Genomic DNA, 15856 nt, shown 5'->3' on the forward strand with positions numbered 1-15856 from the left:
GTCAGGCCTGGCCGGCGACAATGTCGACGAAGAGCCGGTGAATACGCCGGTCGCCGGTCACCTCCGGGTGAAACGAGGTGGCCAATACGCGACCTTGCCGCACCGCAACCGGATGCCCGGCGGCCTCGGCGAGCACCGCAACACCGGGGCCGATCCGCTCCACCCAGGGGGCCCGGATGAACACCGCGTGCACTGGCTCCTCCAAACCGTCGAAGGCAACGTCACCCTCGAAAGAATCGACCTGGCGGCCGAAAGCGTTGCGCCGCACGGCCATCTCGATCCCTGACAACGGAATGGCGGCGCGCCCCGGCGCACCGGCATCGATGATCTCGCTGGCCAGCAGGATCATTCCCGCGCAGGACCCGTAGGCCGGCATCCCGTCGGCCAGCCGGGCCCGCAGCGGGTCCACCAGCTCCAGCTCGCGCAACAGATGACTGATGGTGGTCGACTCGCCGCCGGGAATCAGCAGCGCGTCGACCGCGTCCAGTTCGCCGCGGCGGCGTACCGGCACCGGATCGGCACCCACCGCGCTCAGGGCGGCGAGGTGTTCCCGGACGTCGCCCTGCAGTGCGAGCACGCCGATGTGCGGGCCGCTCACTGGCCGGTCGGCTGGTATCCGGACGGGTATCTGGTCAGCCCCTCCTGCATGACGGCGGCCACCATGTCCCCGGATCGGTTGTAGATCTTGCCCTGAGTCAACGACCGACCGGCTCCCGCCGACGGCGACGACTGGTCATACAGCAGCCATTCGTCGGCCCGGAACGGGCGCATGAACCACATCGCGTGATCTAGCGACGCCACCTGCAGGTGGTCGCGCTCGCCCGGGTGGATCGCCCAGGAGGTGCCCAGCAGGGTCAGGTCACTCATGTAGGCCAGGGCGCAGATGTGCAGTACCGGGTCGTCGGGCAGCGGGTCGCGGTGGCGAAACCAGACCTGCTGCTCGGCGACCTTGCCGGGTATGTGCGGCAACTGCTCGCGGGGCACCTTGCGCAGATCCCACTCGGCGAACGCCTTGAAGCCTTCGTCGTCGAAGGCCTTCATCGCACCGATGTCGGGCAGATCCCTCGGGTCGGGTGCGTCCGGCATCACATCTTGGTGCTCGATGCCCCGTTGCTCCGTCTGGAAGGACGCCGACATGTTGAAGATGGTTTCGCCGTGCTGGATGGCGTTGACCCGCCGAGTGCAGAACGAACCGCCGTCGCGGACCCGCTCCACCAGGAACACCGTGGGCGCCTTGGCATCCCCTGGACGCAGAAAATATCCGTGCAGCGAGTGGACCCGGTAACGCGGGTCCACGGTGCGCACCGCCGACACCAGTGCTTGACCGGCGACGTGCCCGCCGAAGGTGCGCTGGTTGTCCGCGGAGAGCGGGCTGAACACGCTGCCGCGGTAGATGTTGACCTCGAGTTGCTCCAGATCGAGGATCTCTTCGATCGCCACGCTATGAAACTTCTACCAGCCGCGTTCGGCAAGCCGGTGCGGTTGCGCGATGTCCTCCACATTGATGCCGACCATCGCCTCGCCCAGCCCGCGCGACACCTTGGCCAGCACATCGGGGTCGTCGTAGAAGGTGGTGGCCTTGACGATGGCCGCGGCGCGCGCCGCCGGGTCTCCGGACTTGAAGATGCCGGAGCCGACGAACACGCCCTCGGCGCCGAGCTGCATCATCATCGCCGCATCCGCGGGGGTGGCGATGCCGCCGGCGGTGAACAGCGTCACCGGCAGCTTGCCGGCCCGGGCCACCTCCGCCACCAGCTCGTAGGGCGCCTGCAGTTCCTTTGCGGCGACGAACAATTCGTCTTGCGACAGCGATGAGAGCCGGCGAATCTCGCCACCGATGGACCGCATGTGCGTGGTGGCGTTGGACACGTCGCCGGTGCCGGCCTCGCCCTTGGAACGAATCATGGCCGCACCTTCGGTGATCCGGCGCAGCGCCTCACCCAGGTTGGTCGCCCCGCACACGAACGGCACGGTGAACTGCCACTTGTCGATGTGGTGGGTGTAGTCGGCGGGGGTGAGCACCTCCGACTCGTCGATGTAGTCCACGCCGAGGCTCTGCAGGATCTGCGCCTCGACGAAGTGCCCGATGCGCACTTTGGCCATCACCGGGATGGTGACCGCGGCGATGATGCCCTCGATCATGTCCGGGTCGCTCATCCGCGAAACCCCGCCCTGGGCACGGATGTCGGCGGGCACCCGCTCCAATGCCATCACCGCGACGGCGCCGGCGGCCTCGGCGATGCGGGCCTGATCCGGGGTGACGACGTCCATGATGACGCCGCCCTTGAGCATCTCGGCCATGCCGCGTTTTACTCGCGCAGTACCCGTTTGTCCGTCGGGTGCCGAACCGTTCTGCGCCGCGCTGTCCACTGAATGCTTCTCCTTGCTGGCCTGTAATACCCGCTCAGTGTAGTGGGCCGACGGCAGCCGTTTTCCCGCTCAGTACCGCTGCGCGGTGAACACCGGCCCCGCCGGCGGCGGATCGGCGAGCAGCGCGGGTAATACGAACACCCGCACATAGCGGCGGACCTGGTCGGCGTCATGGACGCCGGGGATAAGGCCCAGTAGCAATCCGAGTGCGGTCGACAGCACGAACCGGGCCGCGTCGCCCGAATGCAGGCCGGCTCGCAGTTGCGGGCCGGCCTGCCGGAATCCCATCTCGTAGAGTCCGGCCAGCAACTCGCCCAGCGTTGCCGACCGGGCGATCAGGGCGGCGACGTTGCCCTCGTCGGTGTGCTCGGAAATGACCCGGAGCAGTGGGTCATGGCCAACTTCGGTGGCCACGATGACCAGCGACTCCGTCACCAGCGTGGCGGGATCTGTCGCCGCCTGCAGCCGGGCGGTGATCTCGGCGATCTTGCGTCCGGCCACCCTCACCACCAGAGCGTCCAGCAGCTCGTCACGGGTGGCGAAGTGGCGGTAGATCACCGCGCGGGTGTAACCCGCTTCCCGTGCGATGGCCTGCATCGTCGAGGCTCGGTAGCCACGGCGGGCGAAGGACCGCTCCGCAGCGTCCAAGAGCAGTTCTCGGGCGTGCTCGGGAGGATTGCCTCCGCCGGGCGGTCGACCCCGTCGCCGGCCCGTCATCCCGGCCCCGCCCCGCATATATGGACATTCTTACCCATATGTCTATTATTAGCCCCAGTGCATTCCGGCGCATTTCCGATGAGGGGATTCGGCATGGCTGCAACGATCACCGGTGTTCCCGAGCAACGCGACTGGCGGGCCGTGTTCGGCTCCTGGCGTCTGCTGGCCAATCCCGGCAAGAACGGCGGATCCGCCTTCGAACTGATCGTCGGCCTGGCGGCTCCGATCCTGGCCCGTAGCTATCACCAATTGCGGGCACATCCCAATGGCCGGCGGCTGCTCGCCGAGAAGCCGGATCTGTTGGCGCTGCTCGGTGATGACGACTACCTGGCCTCACTGCCGGAAGGCTCGCTCGGCCACGCCTACCGGTCGTTCCTGCGCACCAACCGGTTGGACGCCGGCGTGTTCGACGTGGACACCGTGATCCGGCCGATCGCCGAGCGCCGCGGCTGGGACGACGATTTCTTTTTCATGATGCGGCGCGGCACCGCCCTGCACGACATGTTCCACACCTTGGGCGGTTACGGCCCGGATATGGGCGGAGAGTTCGGCAATCTCGGGTTCCACTGCGGCCAGATGGAACCCTCCGGTGCCCTGAAAACGCTGACCCTGGGGCTGCTCGGACCCCTTATCCCCGCTTCGCCGGGGCGCAAGATCCGTTACTTCCGCGAAGCGGTCCGGCGCGGCCAGCGCGCCGACAACTTGATGGCGGCCCCCTACGAGGAGCTGCTGGACCAGCCGATCAACGAGGTTCGGGAGGCGTTGGGCGTCATGCCGACGCGGCGCGCCCACCCGGCCGGTCACATGTTCATCGGCTGGATGCCGCCGGGCATGAAACCGCCCACCCGCTGGGACTACGACGCGACGCTGCCCGCCGCCTGAACCCGGCCGTCGGTCAGACCGTCAGAACCATGCGGTAGCGCGCCCGCCCCTCCGCCATGGCGGCGTAGGCCTCGGCGGCCTGGGCCAGCGGCCGTTCTTCGATGCGGGCCCGCACCCCGGACAACACCGCGAAGCGCATGGTCTCCTCGATATCGCGAGCGGTGCCCGACGGGTGGCCGGTGACGCTGAGCCCCGGGGTGATCAGCTGCACGGGCGCGATCGGTAGCGGTTCGGGAGTGACCCCGATGATCACGAGTTCCCCCCGCGGCGCCAGCCCGCCGAGGGTGTCAGCCATCGCTCGTGAATTGGCCGCCGTGGCCAGCACCACCGACACACCCCCGAGTGCCGCCATCGCCTGCGCGACGTCCCCGGCGGTCGAGTCGATGTAGTGATGGGCGCCGAGCGCGAGGGCGTCGGCTTCCTTGGCGGCTCCACGCGCGATCGAGATCGTCTCGAAGCCCATCGCCCGGGCGAACTGCACGCCCAGGTGCCCCAATCCACCCAGGCCGAGCACCGCGACCCGGTCCCCCGGCCGCGCCCGGGTCGATCGCAGCGCGTGGTAGGTGGTGACTCCGGCGCAGCCCATGGGTGCGGCGTCGACGAAGGACAACTCATCGGGTATTCGGGCCAGTGCGTTGGCCGGAACCGTCACCGATTCGGCGTAGCCGCCCGGGTAGTGCCAGCTGGGCACCTTACCATTGGCGCAGTGGATGAAATCGCCTTTGCGGCAAGGGATGCAGTGATTGCAGTGCCCCCCGAACCAGCCGACCGCAACCCGCTCGCCGACCTGCCAGTCGGTCACGCCGGACCCCAGTTCGGCGATCGTGCCGGCAATTTCGTGCCCGAGCGTCAGCGGCCAGGTGATTCCGGGGAAGTCACCGTTGACGAAGGCGTGGTCGGTGCCGCAGACACCGCAGGCGGCGACGGCGATACGGACCTGGCCGGGGCCCGGCTGGGAGGTGTCGACATCGACCAGAGTCAGCGGTGCGCCCGCGGACGCTACCTGGACAACGCGGTGAGAGGCCATGGCCGGATCCTATGCCGCGACCGGACGCCCATCCACGGCGCGAGCAGACACAAAAGCCCCGTATTCGGACACGGTGGCGCTGGTGCGGGGGCACCCTCCCACCCGCTCGCGGTGGCCGGCCCGCGGTCAGGAAATGCGGCGCAGCACCGGTTGCCGGTCTGCGCCGTCGGCCGACTGAGCGGCCTCGGCGAGGCGATCGCCCAGTTGCAGCGGGTAGACCTTCTGACCGCCGGCCGCCAGCGCCGCGATCTCTGCGGCACCGCACCAGCGGTGACCGTGCAGGTAGCGATGCTCCAGCCCGGTCCGGCCGACCCCAGACGGCTCGAACCGCGCCGTGCGGTAGACGAAGAAGAACTCCTGGCTGTCAATGCGCTCACCGTTGAACTCGAACACCGCGTCGCGGCGCCAGATCGGTCCGATCAGCTCGGCCGGGTCGACCTGCAGACCGGTCTCCTCGGCCAGTTCGCGGGCCGCCGCGTCGGCGAGCGGCTCGTCAGGCAACACCTGCCCGCCGACGGTGAACCACCAACGTGGCGCGGGGCTTGCCGCATCATCCGGCAGCGCCGGATCGTGACCGCACAGCAGCAGCACCGATCCGGCTTCGTCGAGCAGCACCACCCGCGCCGAGACGCGCGGGTCCAGCACGCCGCGACCACCGTGGGCAACCATTCCCGCCCGCTCGACGATCTCGAAATACGTTGGCATCGGCGCTGTTCCACCCAGGTGCAGGGCTCTGACCAGCGGACGTTCACGCAGTGCCACGGTGTCGCGGACCGCGTCGTTGTGGAACCGGCGTGCCAACAGAACCCGAGCTTCGGCGTCGGCCAACTCGGCAACCATCACATGCGGCAGCGACTCGGCATCGACCATCGCCAGCTCGGCCGACAGCGCATTCTCGGCGGCCTCCCGCGCGTCGCGCGGTGCCCGCTCGGCAACATCGGCCAGGGCAGCCAGTCGGCGGCCGGCCACCGCATCCCCGTAGGCGTCGATCGCGACGGCCCGGGCGACCACCGCGCGACGAGCCAGCGCCCCGTCCAGCGCCTGCCACGACAGCTCGCAGCGCACGTGCAGCCGGTTGAGCCGGCTGGCGGTCTGGTATGCCCAGGCCACCGCGGCGGCCAGCACCGCCACCCCGACCAGCACCAATACGGTCGCCACGATGGTCAGCCCCATCAGTCGCCCACCGTCACCTTGCTGCCGACCCCGGCGACCGTCTCGTAGACCCGGATGATCTGATCGGCCACCACCGGCCAGTCGAAGCGGCGCACCGCCTCGGTGCCCGCCGCCACATACGACGCCCGCAGCGTGTCGTCGTCGAGTACCTCGATCAGGGCGGCGGCCAGTGCCGCGGAGTCGTCGACCGGCACCAGCCGGCCGGCCGCCCCGTCGTTGAGCACCCGGCGGAAGGCGTCCAAGTCACTGGCGACCACCGCGGTGCCGGCGGCCATCGCCTCGGCCAACACGATGCCGAAGCTCTCGCCGCCGGTGTTGGGCGCGCAGTACACGTCGGCGCTGCGCAGCGCCGACGCCTTCTCGGCGTCGTCGACCTGCCCCAAGAAGCGCAGATGGCTTGCCAGTTTCCCTGCGTTACGGCGTAATTCGTCTTCGTCGCCGCGGCCGACTATCAGCACCTGGGCATCGGGGAACTTCTCGACCAGCGCCGGAAGTGCTCCCAGCAGCACCGCCATTCCCTTGCGCGGCTCGTCGTAGCGGCCGAGAAACAGCACCGTCCGCCCCGCTCGCGGATAACCCGGCAGGGGCTGCGCCGTGGCGAACGCGGCCACGTCGACCCCGTTGGGGATCTCCACCGCGTCAGACCCCAGGGCCTCCATCTGCCAGCGCCGGGCCAAATCCGAGACCGCGATGCGGCCGATGATCTTTTCGTGCATCGGCCGCAGTAGGCCCTGCACCACGCTCAGCGTCAACGATTTTGTCGTCGAGGTGTGAAAGGTGGCCACGATGGGCCCCTCGGCTATGTTCAGCGCCATCATCGACAGGCTCGGGGCGTTGGGCTCGTGCAGGTGCAATACGTCGAAATCGCCCTTGGCCAACCATTTCTTGACCTTGCGATGCGCGGCCGGGCTGAACTGTAGTCGGGCCACCGAGCCGTTGTACGGGATCGCGACGGACTTACCGGCCGACACCACGTAGTCGGGAAGTGCGACGTCCGGCGATGCCGGCGCCAGCACGCTGACCTCATGTCCGCGGGCGCGCAGCACCTCCGCCAGCTGCAGCACATGGGCCTGCACCCCGCCCGGTACGTCGAACGAGTAGGGGCAGACCATGCCGATGCGCATCAGGTCTCCCCCAAGCGCGCCCGTCGCGATTCGGGAAGATCTGCCATCCACTGCGGCTGCATCATGTGCCAGTCCTGCGGGTACGCCGCGATGCCCTCGGCGAAGGTGTCGGCCAGCGCCTGGGTGATGACACCGACATCGCCGCTGGAGCAGTCCAGCGGCGGCCCGATCCGCACCGCCCACCCGGCGCCCTCGAACCAGCAGTGCGCCGGCAACAGCGCCGCACCGGTCGCAAGAGCGAGTTTGGCCGGCCCGGCCGGCATCCGGGTGGACTCACCGAAGAAGTCGACCGGTACGCCGCTGCGCGTCAGGTCGCGGTCGGCCATCAGACACACCAGGCCGTTGTCGCAGAGTCGCTCGGCGAGGATCTCGAACGGCGGCCGGGGTCCACCGGACAGCGGCAGCACCTCGAAGCCCAGGCTCTCCCGGAAGGCGAGGAACCGCCGATACAGCGACTCGGGTTTGAGACGCTCGGCGACGGTGGTGAATCCGCCGTGGGTCTGGGCCAGCCACACCCCGGCCATGTCCCAGTTGCCACTGTGCGGCAGTGCCAGCACGGCCCCGCGACCGGCCGCCAGCGCCGCTGTCACGTTGTCACGGCCACGCACCGACTCGTGCAGCTGCACCGCCAGCGCCGCATGGTCCATGGTCGGCAGCCGGAACGCCTCCCGCCAGTACCGGGCGTAGGACGCCAGCGAGGCCCGCATCAGCTCCGACGGCACGTCGTCGGGCGCCGTCCCGATCACCCGGGCCAGGTTCTTGCGCAGCTGCTCGGGACCCCCGCCGCGGGCCGCGAAGAGGGCGCCCGCGTCGAACGCGTTGCGGGCGAGGAATTCCGGCATCGCACGCACCAACATCCAGCCCGCGGCGAAACCGGCGTCGGTGGCCCAGGCGTCCAGCTGACTGAGCCCGGGAACTCGCAACCCGCTCGGGATGAAGGTCACGGTCCCGTGGTTTCCTGACCATCGGAGCCGTCGGCCACCGGTGGCAACGGCTCCACGGCGCCCGGCGAGGTCCGCACGGTGTGCAGCCGCTGGGCGCAGGTGATCAGGCTGGCCACCGCCAGCAGCCACATCGCCACGGGCAGCGCCCACGGCAGCGGGAAGACCGGCAGGCCGGACAAGCCGGCGCCGACCAGCACGATGATCAGCCGTTCGGGACGTTCGATGTAGCCGCCGTCACCGCGCAGCCCGCTGGCCTCCGCGCGGGCCTTGATGTAGGAGATCACCTGCGAGGTGACCAGGCAGATCAGGGTCGCCACCACCAGTGGCGGGTCGTCCAGACCGAACGCCGCCCACCAGGCCAGCCCGCAGAACACCGCGCCGTCGCTGATCCGGTCGCAGGTGGCATCCAGGACGGCGCCGAACGCGCTGCCGCCGCCGCTTTGCCGGGCCATCGCCCCGTCGACCATGTCGAAATGCACGAAGAACCAGACCACCAGGGTGCCGGCGAACAGCTGACCGGTCGGGAACAGCGTCAGCGCTGCCAGCACCGCGCCGGCGGTGCCCACCATGGTGACGATGTCGGCGGTCAGGCCGGCGCGCAACAGGACGCGCGCCACTGGCGTGGTGATGCCGGCGAACGTTGCCCGCGACAGGAACGGCAGTCTGCTCATTGCTGTCTGGCCCACTCGTCGGCGAGCAGCCGGCGGGTGTCGCGCAGCAGTTGCGGGATCACCTTGGAGCCGCCGACGATCGTGATGAAGTTCGCGTCACCGCCCCAGCGGGGCACCACGTGCACGTGCAGGTGTTCGGCCAGCGACCCGCCGGCCGACTCACCGAGGTTCATCCCGACATTGAAGCCGTGTGGGCGTGAGACGGCCTTGATGACGCGGATCGCCTTCTGGATGAACGCCATCAGCTCACTGCCCTCATCATCGGTGAGGTCTTCGAACTCGGAGAACCGTCGGTAGGGCACCACCATCAGATGTCCCGGGTTGTACGGGTAGAGGTTGAGCACCGCGTAGACGTGCTCGCCGCGTGCCACCACCAGCCCGTCCTCATCGGACAACGTGGGGATATCGGTGAACGGTTGAGTGGATCGGGCCGACGACCCGGAATCCGCACGCTTCAGCGGCGCCTCGGCCAGATAGTTCATCCGGTACGGCGTCCACAGCCGCTCCAGCCGGTCGGGCTCACCGGCCCCGGTGTCGACGATCGTCTCCTCGCCCGGCTGGTCGCCGCTCATTGGGCCTCACCCTCCCCGAGACCCACCTTGAGCGTCTCCGCGGTCGGCACGGTGTTGTCTCGTGCCGCGATCCAGCCGGCGATGGCGGCCACCGCCTCGTCGCGCGGCACCCCGTTGATCTGGGTGCGGTCACCGAACCGGAAGCTGACCGCACCCGCCTCGACGTCGCGGTCGCCGGCCAGCAGCATGAACGGGACCTTCTGGTTGGTGTGATTGACGATCTTCTTGGGCATCCGGTCGTCGCTGGCGTCCACCTCGACCCGTACCCCGTGGCTGCGCAGTTGCGCGGCAACGTCTTCCAGGTAGGTGATGTGCTGGTCGGCGACCGGGATGCCGACCACCTGAACCGGCGCCAGCCAGGCCGGGAAAGCACCGGCGTAATGCTCGGTCAGCACACCGAAGAAGCGTTCGATCGAGCCGAACAGCGCCCGGTGGATCAGGACCGGCCGCTGGCGGGTGCCGTCGGAGGCGGTGTACTCCAGCTCGAAGCGATCGGGCATGTTGAAGTCGAGCTGGATGGTCGACATCTGCCAGCTGCGGCCGAGGGCATCCTTGACCTGCACCGAGATCTTCGGCCCGTAGAACGCCGCACCGCCCGGGTCGGGCACCAGGGTCAGCCCGGACGCCTCGGCGACCTCGCGCAGCGTGTCGGTCGCCTCCTCCCACACCTCGTCGGAGCCGACGTACTTCTCCGGGTCTTTGGTGGACAGCTCCAGGAAGTAGTCGTCCAGGCCGTAGTCGGCGAGCAGGTCCAGCACGAAGCGCAGCAGGGAGGTCAGCTCGTCGCGCATGCTCTCCCGGGTGCAGTAGATGTGCGCGTCGTCCTGGGTCATCCCGCGCACCCGGGTCAGCCCGTGCACCACGCCGGAACGCTCGTAGCGGTAGACGCTGCCGAACTCGAAGAGCCGCAACGGAAGTTCCCGGTATGAGCGCCCACGCGACCGGAAGATCAGGTGGTGCATCGGGCAGTTCATCGGCTTGAGGTAGTAGTCCTGGCCGGGTTTGCGCAGGGTGCCGTCCTCGGCGAATTCCGCGTCGATGTGCATCGCCGGGTACATCCCCTCGCGGTACCACTCAAGGTGCCCGGAGGTCTCGTAGAGTTCGGACTTGGTGATGTGCGGGGTATTGACGAACTGGTAGCCGGCCTCGATGTGCTTGCGCCTCGAGTACTCTTCCAGCTCCCGGCGGATGATCCCGCCCTTGGGGTGGAAAACCGGTAGGCCCGAACCGATCTCGTCGGGGAAGCTGAACAGGTCCAACTCGACGCCGAGCTTGCGGTGGTCGCGGCGCAGCGCCTCCTCGATCACTTCGAGGTGGTGGTCGAGAGCCTCCTGCGATTCCCACGCGGTGCCATAGACGCGCTGCAGGCTGGCGTTCTTCTGGTCACCGCGCCAGTAGGCGGCCGAGGACCGGGTGAGTTTGAAAGCCGGGATGAACCGGGTGGTCGGAATGTGCGGGCCACGGCACAGATCACCCCAAACCCGTTCCCGGGTGCGGGGATTCAGGTTGTCGTAGGCGGTGAGCTCGTCGCCGCCGACTTCCATGATGTCGCTGTCGCCGGACTTGTCGTCCACCAGCTCCAGCTTGTAGGGCTCGCCGGCCAACTCGGCGCGGGCGGCGTCCTTGGACTCATAGACCCGCCGGGAGAACAGCTGCCCGTCTTTGATGATGGCGCGCATCCGCTTCTCCAGCTTGGCCAGATCCTCGGGAGTGAACGCCTCGGGTACGTCGAAGTCGTAGTAGAAGCCGTCGGTGATCGGCGGGCCGATGCCGAGTTTGGCGGCCGGGAACAGGTCTTGGACCGCCTGGGCCAGCACGTGGGCGCAGGAGTGCCGGATCACGCTGCGGCCGTCGTCGGTGTCGGCCGCCACCGGGGTCACCTCGACGTCGACCTCGGGAATCCAGCTCAGGTCGCGCAGCCGGCCCTGGGCGTCGCGCACCACCACGATGGCATCCGGCGCGCCCCGGTCGGGCAGGCCCGCCGCGCGCACCGCTGCGGCCGCGGTGGTCCCGGCGGGAACCCGGATCGGGCTTGCCGGGGCGGGGATGGCGGGCGCGCTCATGACGTGGTCTCCAAGGGGGTGCTAGGGGGTAGAAACGTCCGCGACCATGCTATCGGGGCGCTGGTGGCGAACCGTTCGGGAGTACACCGGCGTCATGGTTGGCCGGGTTTGAGCACCACGAACAACGCTTCCCCGTCGGTCAGCACGGTGTCGCCGTCGCACAGCCTGGTCTCGACGAAGATCTTGCGTCCCTCCGTCCGGCTGACCCACGCCTCGACCTGCAGCTCCTTGTCGATCGGGACGATCTGGCGGTAGTTGAGGTGCAGGTAGGCGGTGCGCTGATAGGGGCCGCCGGTGAGCAGCCAGGATGCGGTTCCCAGCACCGAGTCGAACAACAGCCCGATGGCCCCGCCGTGCGCGGCGCCGTTGCGCCCCAGGTGGAATCGCCGGAACCGGGCCCAGCCGCGCAACCGTCCGTCGCCGTCCTTCTTCAGCTTCATCGGCACCGCCAGCAGGTTGCCGCGCATCGGCAGGTCCAGCCGCCGCCCGGACGGTGAGGACCATTCGTCGGTGTCGAACGGGGCCAGCAGGTCGCACACCTCTTGCAGCGCGTCGGCGGCCCGGCTGATCACCTCGGCGGGGGCGTCAGCGGCGCGCGCGTGGTCCTGCAGGGCGCGCACATTGTCCAGGAACCGGCCGTAGTCCGGCCCGCCCTTGTCGGTCGGTTCGGGCGGGTTGAAGCCACCGCCGGCGTGTGGGGCACTCACCCCCCTATTTAACGTTCCGGCGATTGCGGTGCCGGCGGCGCGCCCGCGATGGCATGGTTGGGCCGTGGACTTGAGCACGCTGCGTGACTTGCCGCTCACCTACGCCGAAGTGGGCGCCACCGCGACAACACTGCCCGCCGGGTATCACCACCTCGACCTGACCGCCCCGATCGGTAAGGGACGGCGGCGTTTCGAGCAGGCCGGCGACGCGGTGCTGCGCTGGGGCATGCTGCGCGGCGCCGGGCTGGGTGTGCGGGTGGACGCCGACAGCGATATCGCCGCAGTGGATGCGGTGGCGCGGGTTCGGCTGGGTGTGCTGAGCGCGCCGTGCCGGGTGGTCTACGTCGTGTCCGAGCCCGACCGGCGCGGCTTCGCCTACGGCACGCTGGCCGGGCATCCCGAATCCGGCGAGGAGCTGTTCTCGGTGCGCTACGACCCGGCCGATGAGACGGTGTACGCGCAGGTACGGGCGTTTTCCCGGCCCGCCACCTGGTGGATCAGGGCGGCCGGACCGCTCGGACGGCTGGCGCAGCGCACCATCGCCAAACGCTATCTGCGAGCGGTGTGACGCTCCGGTGGGTCAGTTCCAGCGCGACAGCAGGCGTTGCGCTCCAGAGCACAACTCGTCGAGGACCACTGCCACCGGACGGCTGCCGGTGAGCATGCCCACGCCCTGACCCGCATCGACCGGGGCGACGCGCTGATCGCCGGTGGCAATCCCGGCGGCCAGTTCCGCACCCGCCTCCCGATCACCGGCCAGCGCGTCCTCGCGGCCGGTCCAGCGCCCGGCGAAGTCGTTGCGCAGCACCCGCGACGGGAACCGCGCCGGCCAGTGCAGCCGCTGTCCGACGTCGAAGACCCGAGTGGTCATGGTGTCGGTGCCGGCGGCCGCGATCAGCGCGTTTCGGGCACTGTCGCCGGTCAGGGCCTCGGGGCATGCCGAGAGGACCGTGCCCAGCCACGCCCCGGCGGCACCGGCGGCCAACACGGCCGCCAGGCTGCGCGGCCCGGCGATCCCGCCGGCGGCCAGCACCGGAACCTCGACGGTGTCCAGGACCGCGTCGAGCAGTGGCAGCGTGGCCAGCCGGATCTCGCCATGGCCGCCGCCCTCGGCTCCGCGCGCCACCAGCACGTCCAGACCGGCGTCCCGGGCACGTCGGGCGGTCTCGGGGTCATAGACCTGAGTGGCAGCCAGGATCCCGGCCGCGTGGGCGCGCTGAACCCAGGACAGGTCGGCCCCGAAGCTGACCGAGAGCAGCGTCGGGCGGGCAGCCAGTGCCGCCTCGAGCAGGTCAGGCCGATCGCGGATCACCCAGTCCACCAGGCCGATCCCGAACCGCGGTACGTCCCCGAGCGCGGCCAGCTCGGTGGCCAGCGATGCCGCCGTGGCGGTGCTGCCCATCCCGATCATGCCCAGCCCGCCCGCCGCAGTGACGGCGGCGGCCAGCCGACCACCGGCCACCCCGCCCATCGGGGCATTCAGGATGGGCAGCCGCAGACCGGTCCCCTGCGACCAGGGTGTGCTCAGCGGCACGCTCAGTGCGAGGCGCTCTTGGCGACAGTCAGCAGCACCACCGAATCTTCCAGCGACTCCAGCGCGTGGCGGGTGCGCGGCAGGGTGACGAACTCGCCGGCCGCGCCCTCCCAGCTGTCGTCGCCGGCGGTCAGCCGCACCCGACCGCGCAACACCTGCAGGGTCGACTCCCCCGGGCTGTCGTGTTCGGCCAACGACTGGCCGGCCTGCAGTGCGACCAGGGTCTGGCGCAGGTGATGCACCGAACCGCCGTAGACGGTGTGGGCCGCGCGACCGCTGTGGTGCTGAATGGCCTCGGCGAGCTTCTCGTCGGCCAACACATTCAGCGAGGTCGATTCCATCGGTACTCCTTCGGCTCGGTGAGCGGGTGAAACGGTGTGGGACAGTTCAGCGAGACAGCAGCAGGATGCCCAACGGCACCAGCGCGGCGACCTTGATCAGCTCCAGTGCGACATAGGCGTAGTGCGCACGCGAGCGGGGCGCTTCCAACCCGGACAGCACCTGATCAGCGCGGCGGCCCAGAGCCGGGCGCACCGCGAACACCTGCGCCACCAGCATCGCCAGGGCGACCGCGTACGTCACAGCGATGCCGGCCGTCGGCCGCTCGCTCACGAACGCGACCGCGATGACCGCGGCCAGCACGAATTCGGCGGTGTTGAGCGCCCGAAACACCAACCGGCCGATGCTGAGGCAGATCGGGACGGTCGCGTTGGGCGCCCGGAATTTCAGCGGCGCCTCCATGAACGAAATCGCGGTCACCATCCCCAGCCAGACGAATGTCGCTGCGATCGCAACCGAGGCGCCGACACTCACCCGGTGGCCCCTTCCGCACGCACCGCGGTGGGAGGTGACGGGTCCACCGGGATTCCGTTGAGGGTCGCCGATTTCAGATGCGCCACACACAGATCGGGTTTGGCGAACGGGTCGAGTCGGTCGACGGTCACCGGCGCCTCCCAAGCCTCCAGCGCACCCTGCATCAGCCCCAGATGGATCGGGCAGATTACGTCGGCGGCGTTCTCGGCGAGCTCCAGGAACGGGCAGTGCCGCAACCCGAGTTGCTCTGCTCCGGTGGCATCGGGTTCCAGGCGTTCGGGTTCGAAACCCAACTCATCGAGCATCTCGAGCAGATGGCCGGTGGATTCCTCGGCGTCCACCGGCCCGGACGGCGGATGCAGCGGCCGCAGCCGATGACCCCATGCCCGGCCGGCAGCCAACGCCTTGCCGCTGGGATCGGAGTCAGCGGCCAAACCGATGGTGAGGATCTCGGCGAGCAGCCGGAACCGGCGGGTTCCGCCCCGGTCCATCTGCCGAATGGCCCGGAACATCAGCGCCGGCCGTCCCCGCCCCTTGTGGTCGGGTTCGGTGTGCTCGACCCGGCCTTCCTCAACCAGGGTGTCCAGGTGAAAACGCACCGTGTTCGGGTGCACCCCCAACTGGTCGGCGATCTGCGCGATGCTCAGTGGTTCGTCGGCGGCCTGTACCAGCCGCAGAACGTCGAGGCGACGTCCTCCAGGTGGCACAGGCGGCTTGGCGATGTCGGTCACTCCCCCTGGGGAGGAAAGCTGGCCACCAGCGGGGTGTCGATGCCGAGCGGACCGATCTTGGCGGCGCCACCGGGTGAGCCGAGCGCCTCGTCGCGTCCCGGCAGGGCCTCGGCGAAGAACGCCGCGTTGTCGGCCTGGTGCGGTTGGAGCTCGTCCGGGAGGTCATCTTCGTAGTAGATGGCCTCGACCGGGCACACCGGCTCGCAGGCTCCGCAGTCCACACACTCATCCGGGTGGATGTAAAGGGCTCGACCGCCTTCGTAGATGCAGTCAACCGGGCACTCCTCCACGCAGGCCCGGTCCATCACGTCAACGCACGGCTTCCCGATCACATATGCCATGGGCACAGAGTTTACACAAGGGATTTTGTAGAAACTAGAAAGGCGAACCTAAATCTCAAGGGCCGAAGGCGACACCTCGACGCCGCCCCGCAGCAGCTGCCCTACCAACACGAGAACCATTGCGTTCGTTGAGGATTCACACAAATCAGCAGCTCCGGCGGAACGGTTCCCCGAGCGCGACAGGCGA

19 protein-coding genes are annotated in these 15856 nt (G+C 69.1%); 2 read left to right on the forward strand and 17 right to left on the reverse strand.

The window, feature by feature from the left end:
• Position 1: 1 nt before the first annotated feature.
• From pdxT to K3U94_RS13550, 4 genes are all read right to left on the reverse strand, one after another.
• Complete coding sequence (pdxT, locus tag K3U94_RS13535; RefSeq protein ID WP_220694050.1) at positions 2 to 598, reverse strand: pyridoxal 5'-phosphate synthase glutaminase subunit PdxT; 597 nt, start codon at positions 596 to 598, stop codon at positions 2 to 4.
• Entirely contained in the window at positions 595 to 1440 is an 846-nt protein-coding gene (gene tesB / locus K3U94_RS13540) for an acyl-CoA thioesterase II (protein WP_220694051.1), read from the reverse strand. The genes pdxT and tesB overlap by 4 nt, the downstream gene beginning before the upstream one ends.
• Positions 1441 to 1452: 12 nt before the next feature.
• Positions 1453 to 2370 carry a pyridoxal 5'-phosphate synthase lyase subunit PdxS gene (gene pdxS / locus K3U94_RS13545; RefSeq protein WP_082133986.1) on the reverse strand — a complete coding sequence of 306 codons (918 nt, stop codon included), beginning with the start codon at positions 2368 to 2370 and terminating at the stop codon, positions 1453 to 1455.
• A gap of 69 nt (positions 2371 to 2439) precedes the next feature.
• On the reverse strand, positions 2440 to 3105 hold the full coding sequence (locus tag K3U94_RS13550) for a TetR/AcrR family transcriptional regulator (protein WP_220694052.1): 666 nt from the start codon (positions 3103 to 3105) through the stop codon (positions 2440 to 2442).
• A gap of 75 nt (positions 3106 to 3180) precedes the next feature.
• Between K3U94_RS13550 and K3U94_RS13555 the strand changes: the two genes are divergently transcribed.
• Positions 3181 to 3969, forward strand: a complete 789-nt coding sequence (locus K3U94_RS13555; RefSeq protein ID WP_220694053.1) for a Coq4 family protein — start codon at positions 3181 to 3183, stop codon at positions 3967 to 3969.
• 13 nt (positions 3970 to 3982) lie between these two features.
• Here K3U94_RS13555 and K3U94_RS13560 read toward each other — a convergent pair whose 3' ends face one another.
• The 8 genes from K3U94_RS13560 to K3U94_RS13595 form a co-directional block, all read right to left on the reverse strand.
• Positions 3983 to 4996, reverse strand: coding sequence for an alcohol dehydrogenase catalytic domain-containing protein (locus K3U94_RS13560; protein WP_220694054.1), 1014 nt, complete (start codon positions 4994 to 4996; stop codon positions 3983 to 3985).
• 126 nt (positions 4997 to 5122) lie between these two features.
• Positions 5123 to 6169, reverse strand: a complete 1047-nt coding sequence (locus K3U94_RS13565; protein ID WP_220694055.1) for an NUDIX hydrolase — start codon at positions 6167 to 6169, stop codon at positions 5123 to 5125.
• Positions 6169 to 7293 (reverse strand): glycosyltransferase family 4 protein, encoded by a 1125-nt coding sequence (locus K3U94_RS13570; RefSeq protein ID WP_220694056.1) that lies wholly within the window; start codon positions 7291 to 7293, stop codon positions 6169 to 6171. Before K3U94_RS13570 ends, K3U94_RS13565 begins: the two co-directional genes overlap by 1 nt.
• Positions 7293 to 8216, reverse strand: a complete 924-nt coding sequence (locus K3U94_RS13575) for a phosphatidylinositol mannoside acyltransferase (protein ID WP_230987615.1) — start codon at positions 8214 to 8216, stop codon at positions 7293 to 7295. Before K3U94_RS13575 ends, K3U94_RS13570 begins: the two co-directional genes overlap by 1 nt.
• Positions 8217 to 8233: 17 nt before the next feature.
• On the reverse strand, positions 8234 to 8908 hold the full coding sequence (gene pgsA, locus K3U94_RS13580; protein ID WP_047318416.1) for a phosphatidylinositol phosphate synthase: 675 nt from the start codon (positions 8906 to 8908) through the stop codon (positions 8234 to 8236).
• Entirely contained in the window at positions 8905 to 9480 is a 576-nt protein-coding gene (locus K3U94_RS13585; protein ID WP_047318417.1) for an ATP adenylyltransferase, read from the reverse strand. Before K3U94_RS13585 ends, pgsA begins: the two co-directional genes overlap by 4 nt.
• Positions 9477 to 11543: a threonine--tRNA ligase gene (gene thrS, locus K3U94_RS13590; RefSeq protein ID WP_220694058.1), complete on the reverse strand. Its 2067-nt coding sequence runs from the start codon at positions 11541 to 11543 to the stop codon at positions 9477 to 9479. The genes K3U94_RS13585 and thrS overlap by 4 nt, the downstream gene beginning before the upstream one ends.
• 92 nt (positions 11544 to 11635) lie before the next feature.
• Entirely contained in the window at positions 11636 to 12250 is a 615-nt protein-coding gene (locus K3U94_RS13595; RefSeq protein WP_220694059.1) for a PaaI family thioesterase, read from the reverse strand.
• 64 nt (positions 12251 to 12314) lie between these two features.
• Between K3U94_RS13595 and K3U94_RS13600 the strand changes: the two genes are divergently transcribed.
• On the forward strand, positions 12315 to 12818 hold the full coding sequence (locus K3U94_RS13600) for a DUF1990 domain-containing protein (protein ID WP_047318420.1): 504 nt from the start codon (positions 12315 to 12317) through the stop codon (positions 12816 to 12818).
• 12 nt (positions 12819 to 12830) lie between these two features.
• Here K3U94_RS13600 and K3U94_RS13605 read toward each other — a convergent pair whose 3' ends face one another.
• The 5 genes from K3U94_RS13605 to fdxA all read right to left on the reverse strand — a co-directional run bounded on the left by K3U94_RS13605 (position 12831) and on the right by fdxA (position 15669).
• Positions 12831 to 13721 carry an NAD(P)H-dependent flavin oxidoreductase gene (locus K3U94_RS13605; RefSeq protein WP_220696796.1) on the reverse strand — a complete coding sequence of 297 codons (891 nt, stop codon included), beginning with the start codon at positions 13719 to 13721 and terminating at the stop codon, positions 12831 to 12833.
• A gap of 65 nt (positions 13722 to 13786) precedes the next feature.
• Positions 13787 to 14125 (reverse strand): cupin domain-containing protein, encoded by a 339-nt coding sequence (locus K3U94_RS13610; RefSeq protein ID WP_220694060.1) that lies wholly within the window; start codon positions 14123 to 14125, stop codon positions 13787 to 13789.
• Between the two features lie 46 nt (positions 14126 to 14171).
• Positions 14172 to 14597 (reverse strand): hypothetical protein, encoded by a 426-nt coding sequence (locus K3U94_RS13615; RefSeq protein ID WP_220694061.1) that lies wholly within the window; start codon positions 14595 to 14597, stop codon positions 14172 to 14174.
• Positions 14594 to 15328 carry a helix-turn-helix transcriptional regulator gene (locus K3U94_RS13620; protein ID WP_220694062.1) on the reverse strand — a complete coding sequence of 245 codons (735 nt, stop codon included), beginning with the start codon at positions 15326 to 15328 and terminating at the stop codon, positions 14594 to 14596. The genes K3U94_RS13615 and K3U94_RS13620 overlap by 4 nt, the downstream gene beginning before the upstream one ends.
• Complete coding sequence (gene fdxA, locus K3U94_RS13625; RefSeq protein WP_047318424.1) at positions 15325 to 15669, reverse strand: ferredoxin; 345 nt, start codon at positions 15667 to 15669, stop codon at positions 15325 to 15327. Before fdxA ends, K3U94_RS13620 begins: the two co-directional genes overlap by 4 nt.
• Positions 15670 to 15856: the final 187 nt, after the last annotated feature.

Origin of the sequence: Mycolicibacter heraklionensis (genome assembly GCF_019645815.1) — a bacterium.
In the GTDB taxonomy this organism is placed as follows: domain Bacteria; phylum Actinomycetota; class Actinomycetes; order Mycobacteriales; family Mycobacteriaceae; genus Mycobacterium; species Mycobacterium heraklionense.

Bases quoted from the DNA above. Each gene is read 5' to 3' on its own strand.
- K3U94_RS13550 (WP_220694052.1), bottom strand. From the start codon at position 3,105: ATGCGGGGCGGGGCCGGGATGACGGGCCGGCGACGGGGTCGACCGCCC.
- K3U94_RS13605 (WP_220696796.1), bottom strand. From the start codon at position 13,721: ATGGGCGGGGTGGCCGGTGGTCGGCTGGCCGCCGCCGTCACTGCGGCG.
- fdxA (WP_047318424.1), bottom strand. From the start codon at position 15,669: ATGGCATATGTGATCGGGAAGCCGTGCGTTGACGTGATGGACCGGGCC.
- K3U94_RS13585 (WP_047318417.1), bottom strand. From the start codon at position 9,480: ATGAGCGGCGACCAGCCGGGCGAGGAGACGATCGTCGACACCGGGGCC.
- K3U94_RS13570 (WP_220694056.1), bottom strand. From the start codon at position 7,293: ATGCGCATCGGCATGGTCTGCCCCTACTCGTTCGACGTACCGGGCGGG.
- K3U94_RS13565 (WP_220694055.1), bottom strand. From the start codon at position 6,169: ATGGGGCTGACCATCGTGGCGACCGTATTGGTGCTGGTCGGGGTGGCG.
- thrS (WP_220694058.1), bottom strand. From the start codon at position 11,543: ATGAGCGCGCCCGCCATCCCCGCCCCGGCAAGCCCGATCCGGGTTCCC.
- K3U94_RS13560 (WP_220694054.1), bottom strand. From the start codon at position 4,996: ATGGCCTCTCACCGCGTTGTCCAGGTAGCGTCCGCGGGCGCACCGCTG.
- K3U94_RS13610 (WP_220694060.1), bottom strand. From the start codon at position 14,125: ATGGAATCGACCTCGCTGAATGTGTTGGCCGACGAGAAGCTCGCCGAG.
- K3U94_RS13555 (WP_220694053.1), top strand. From the start codon at position 3,181: ATGGCTGCAACGATCACCGGTGTTCCCGAGCAACGCGACTGGCGGGCC.
- pgsA (WP_047318416.1), bottom strand. From the start codon at position 8,908: ATGAGCAGACTGCCGTTCCTGTCGCGGGCAACGTTCGCCGGCATCACC.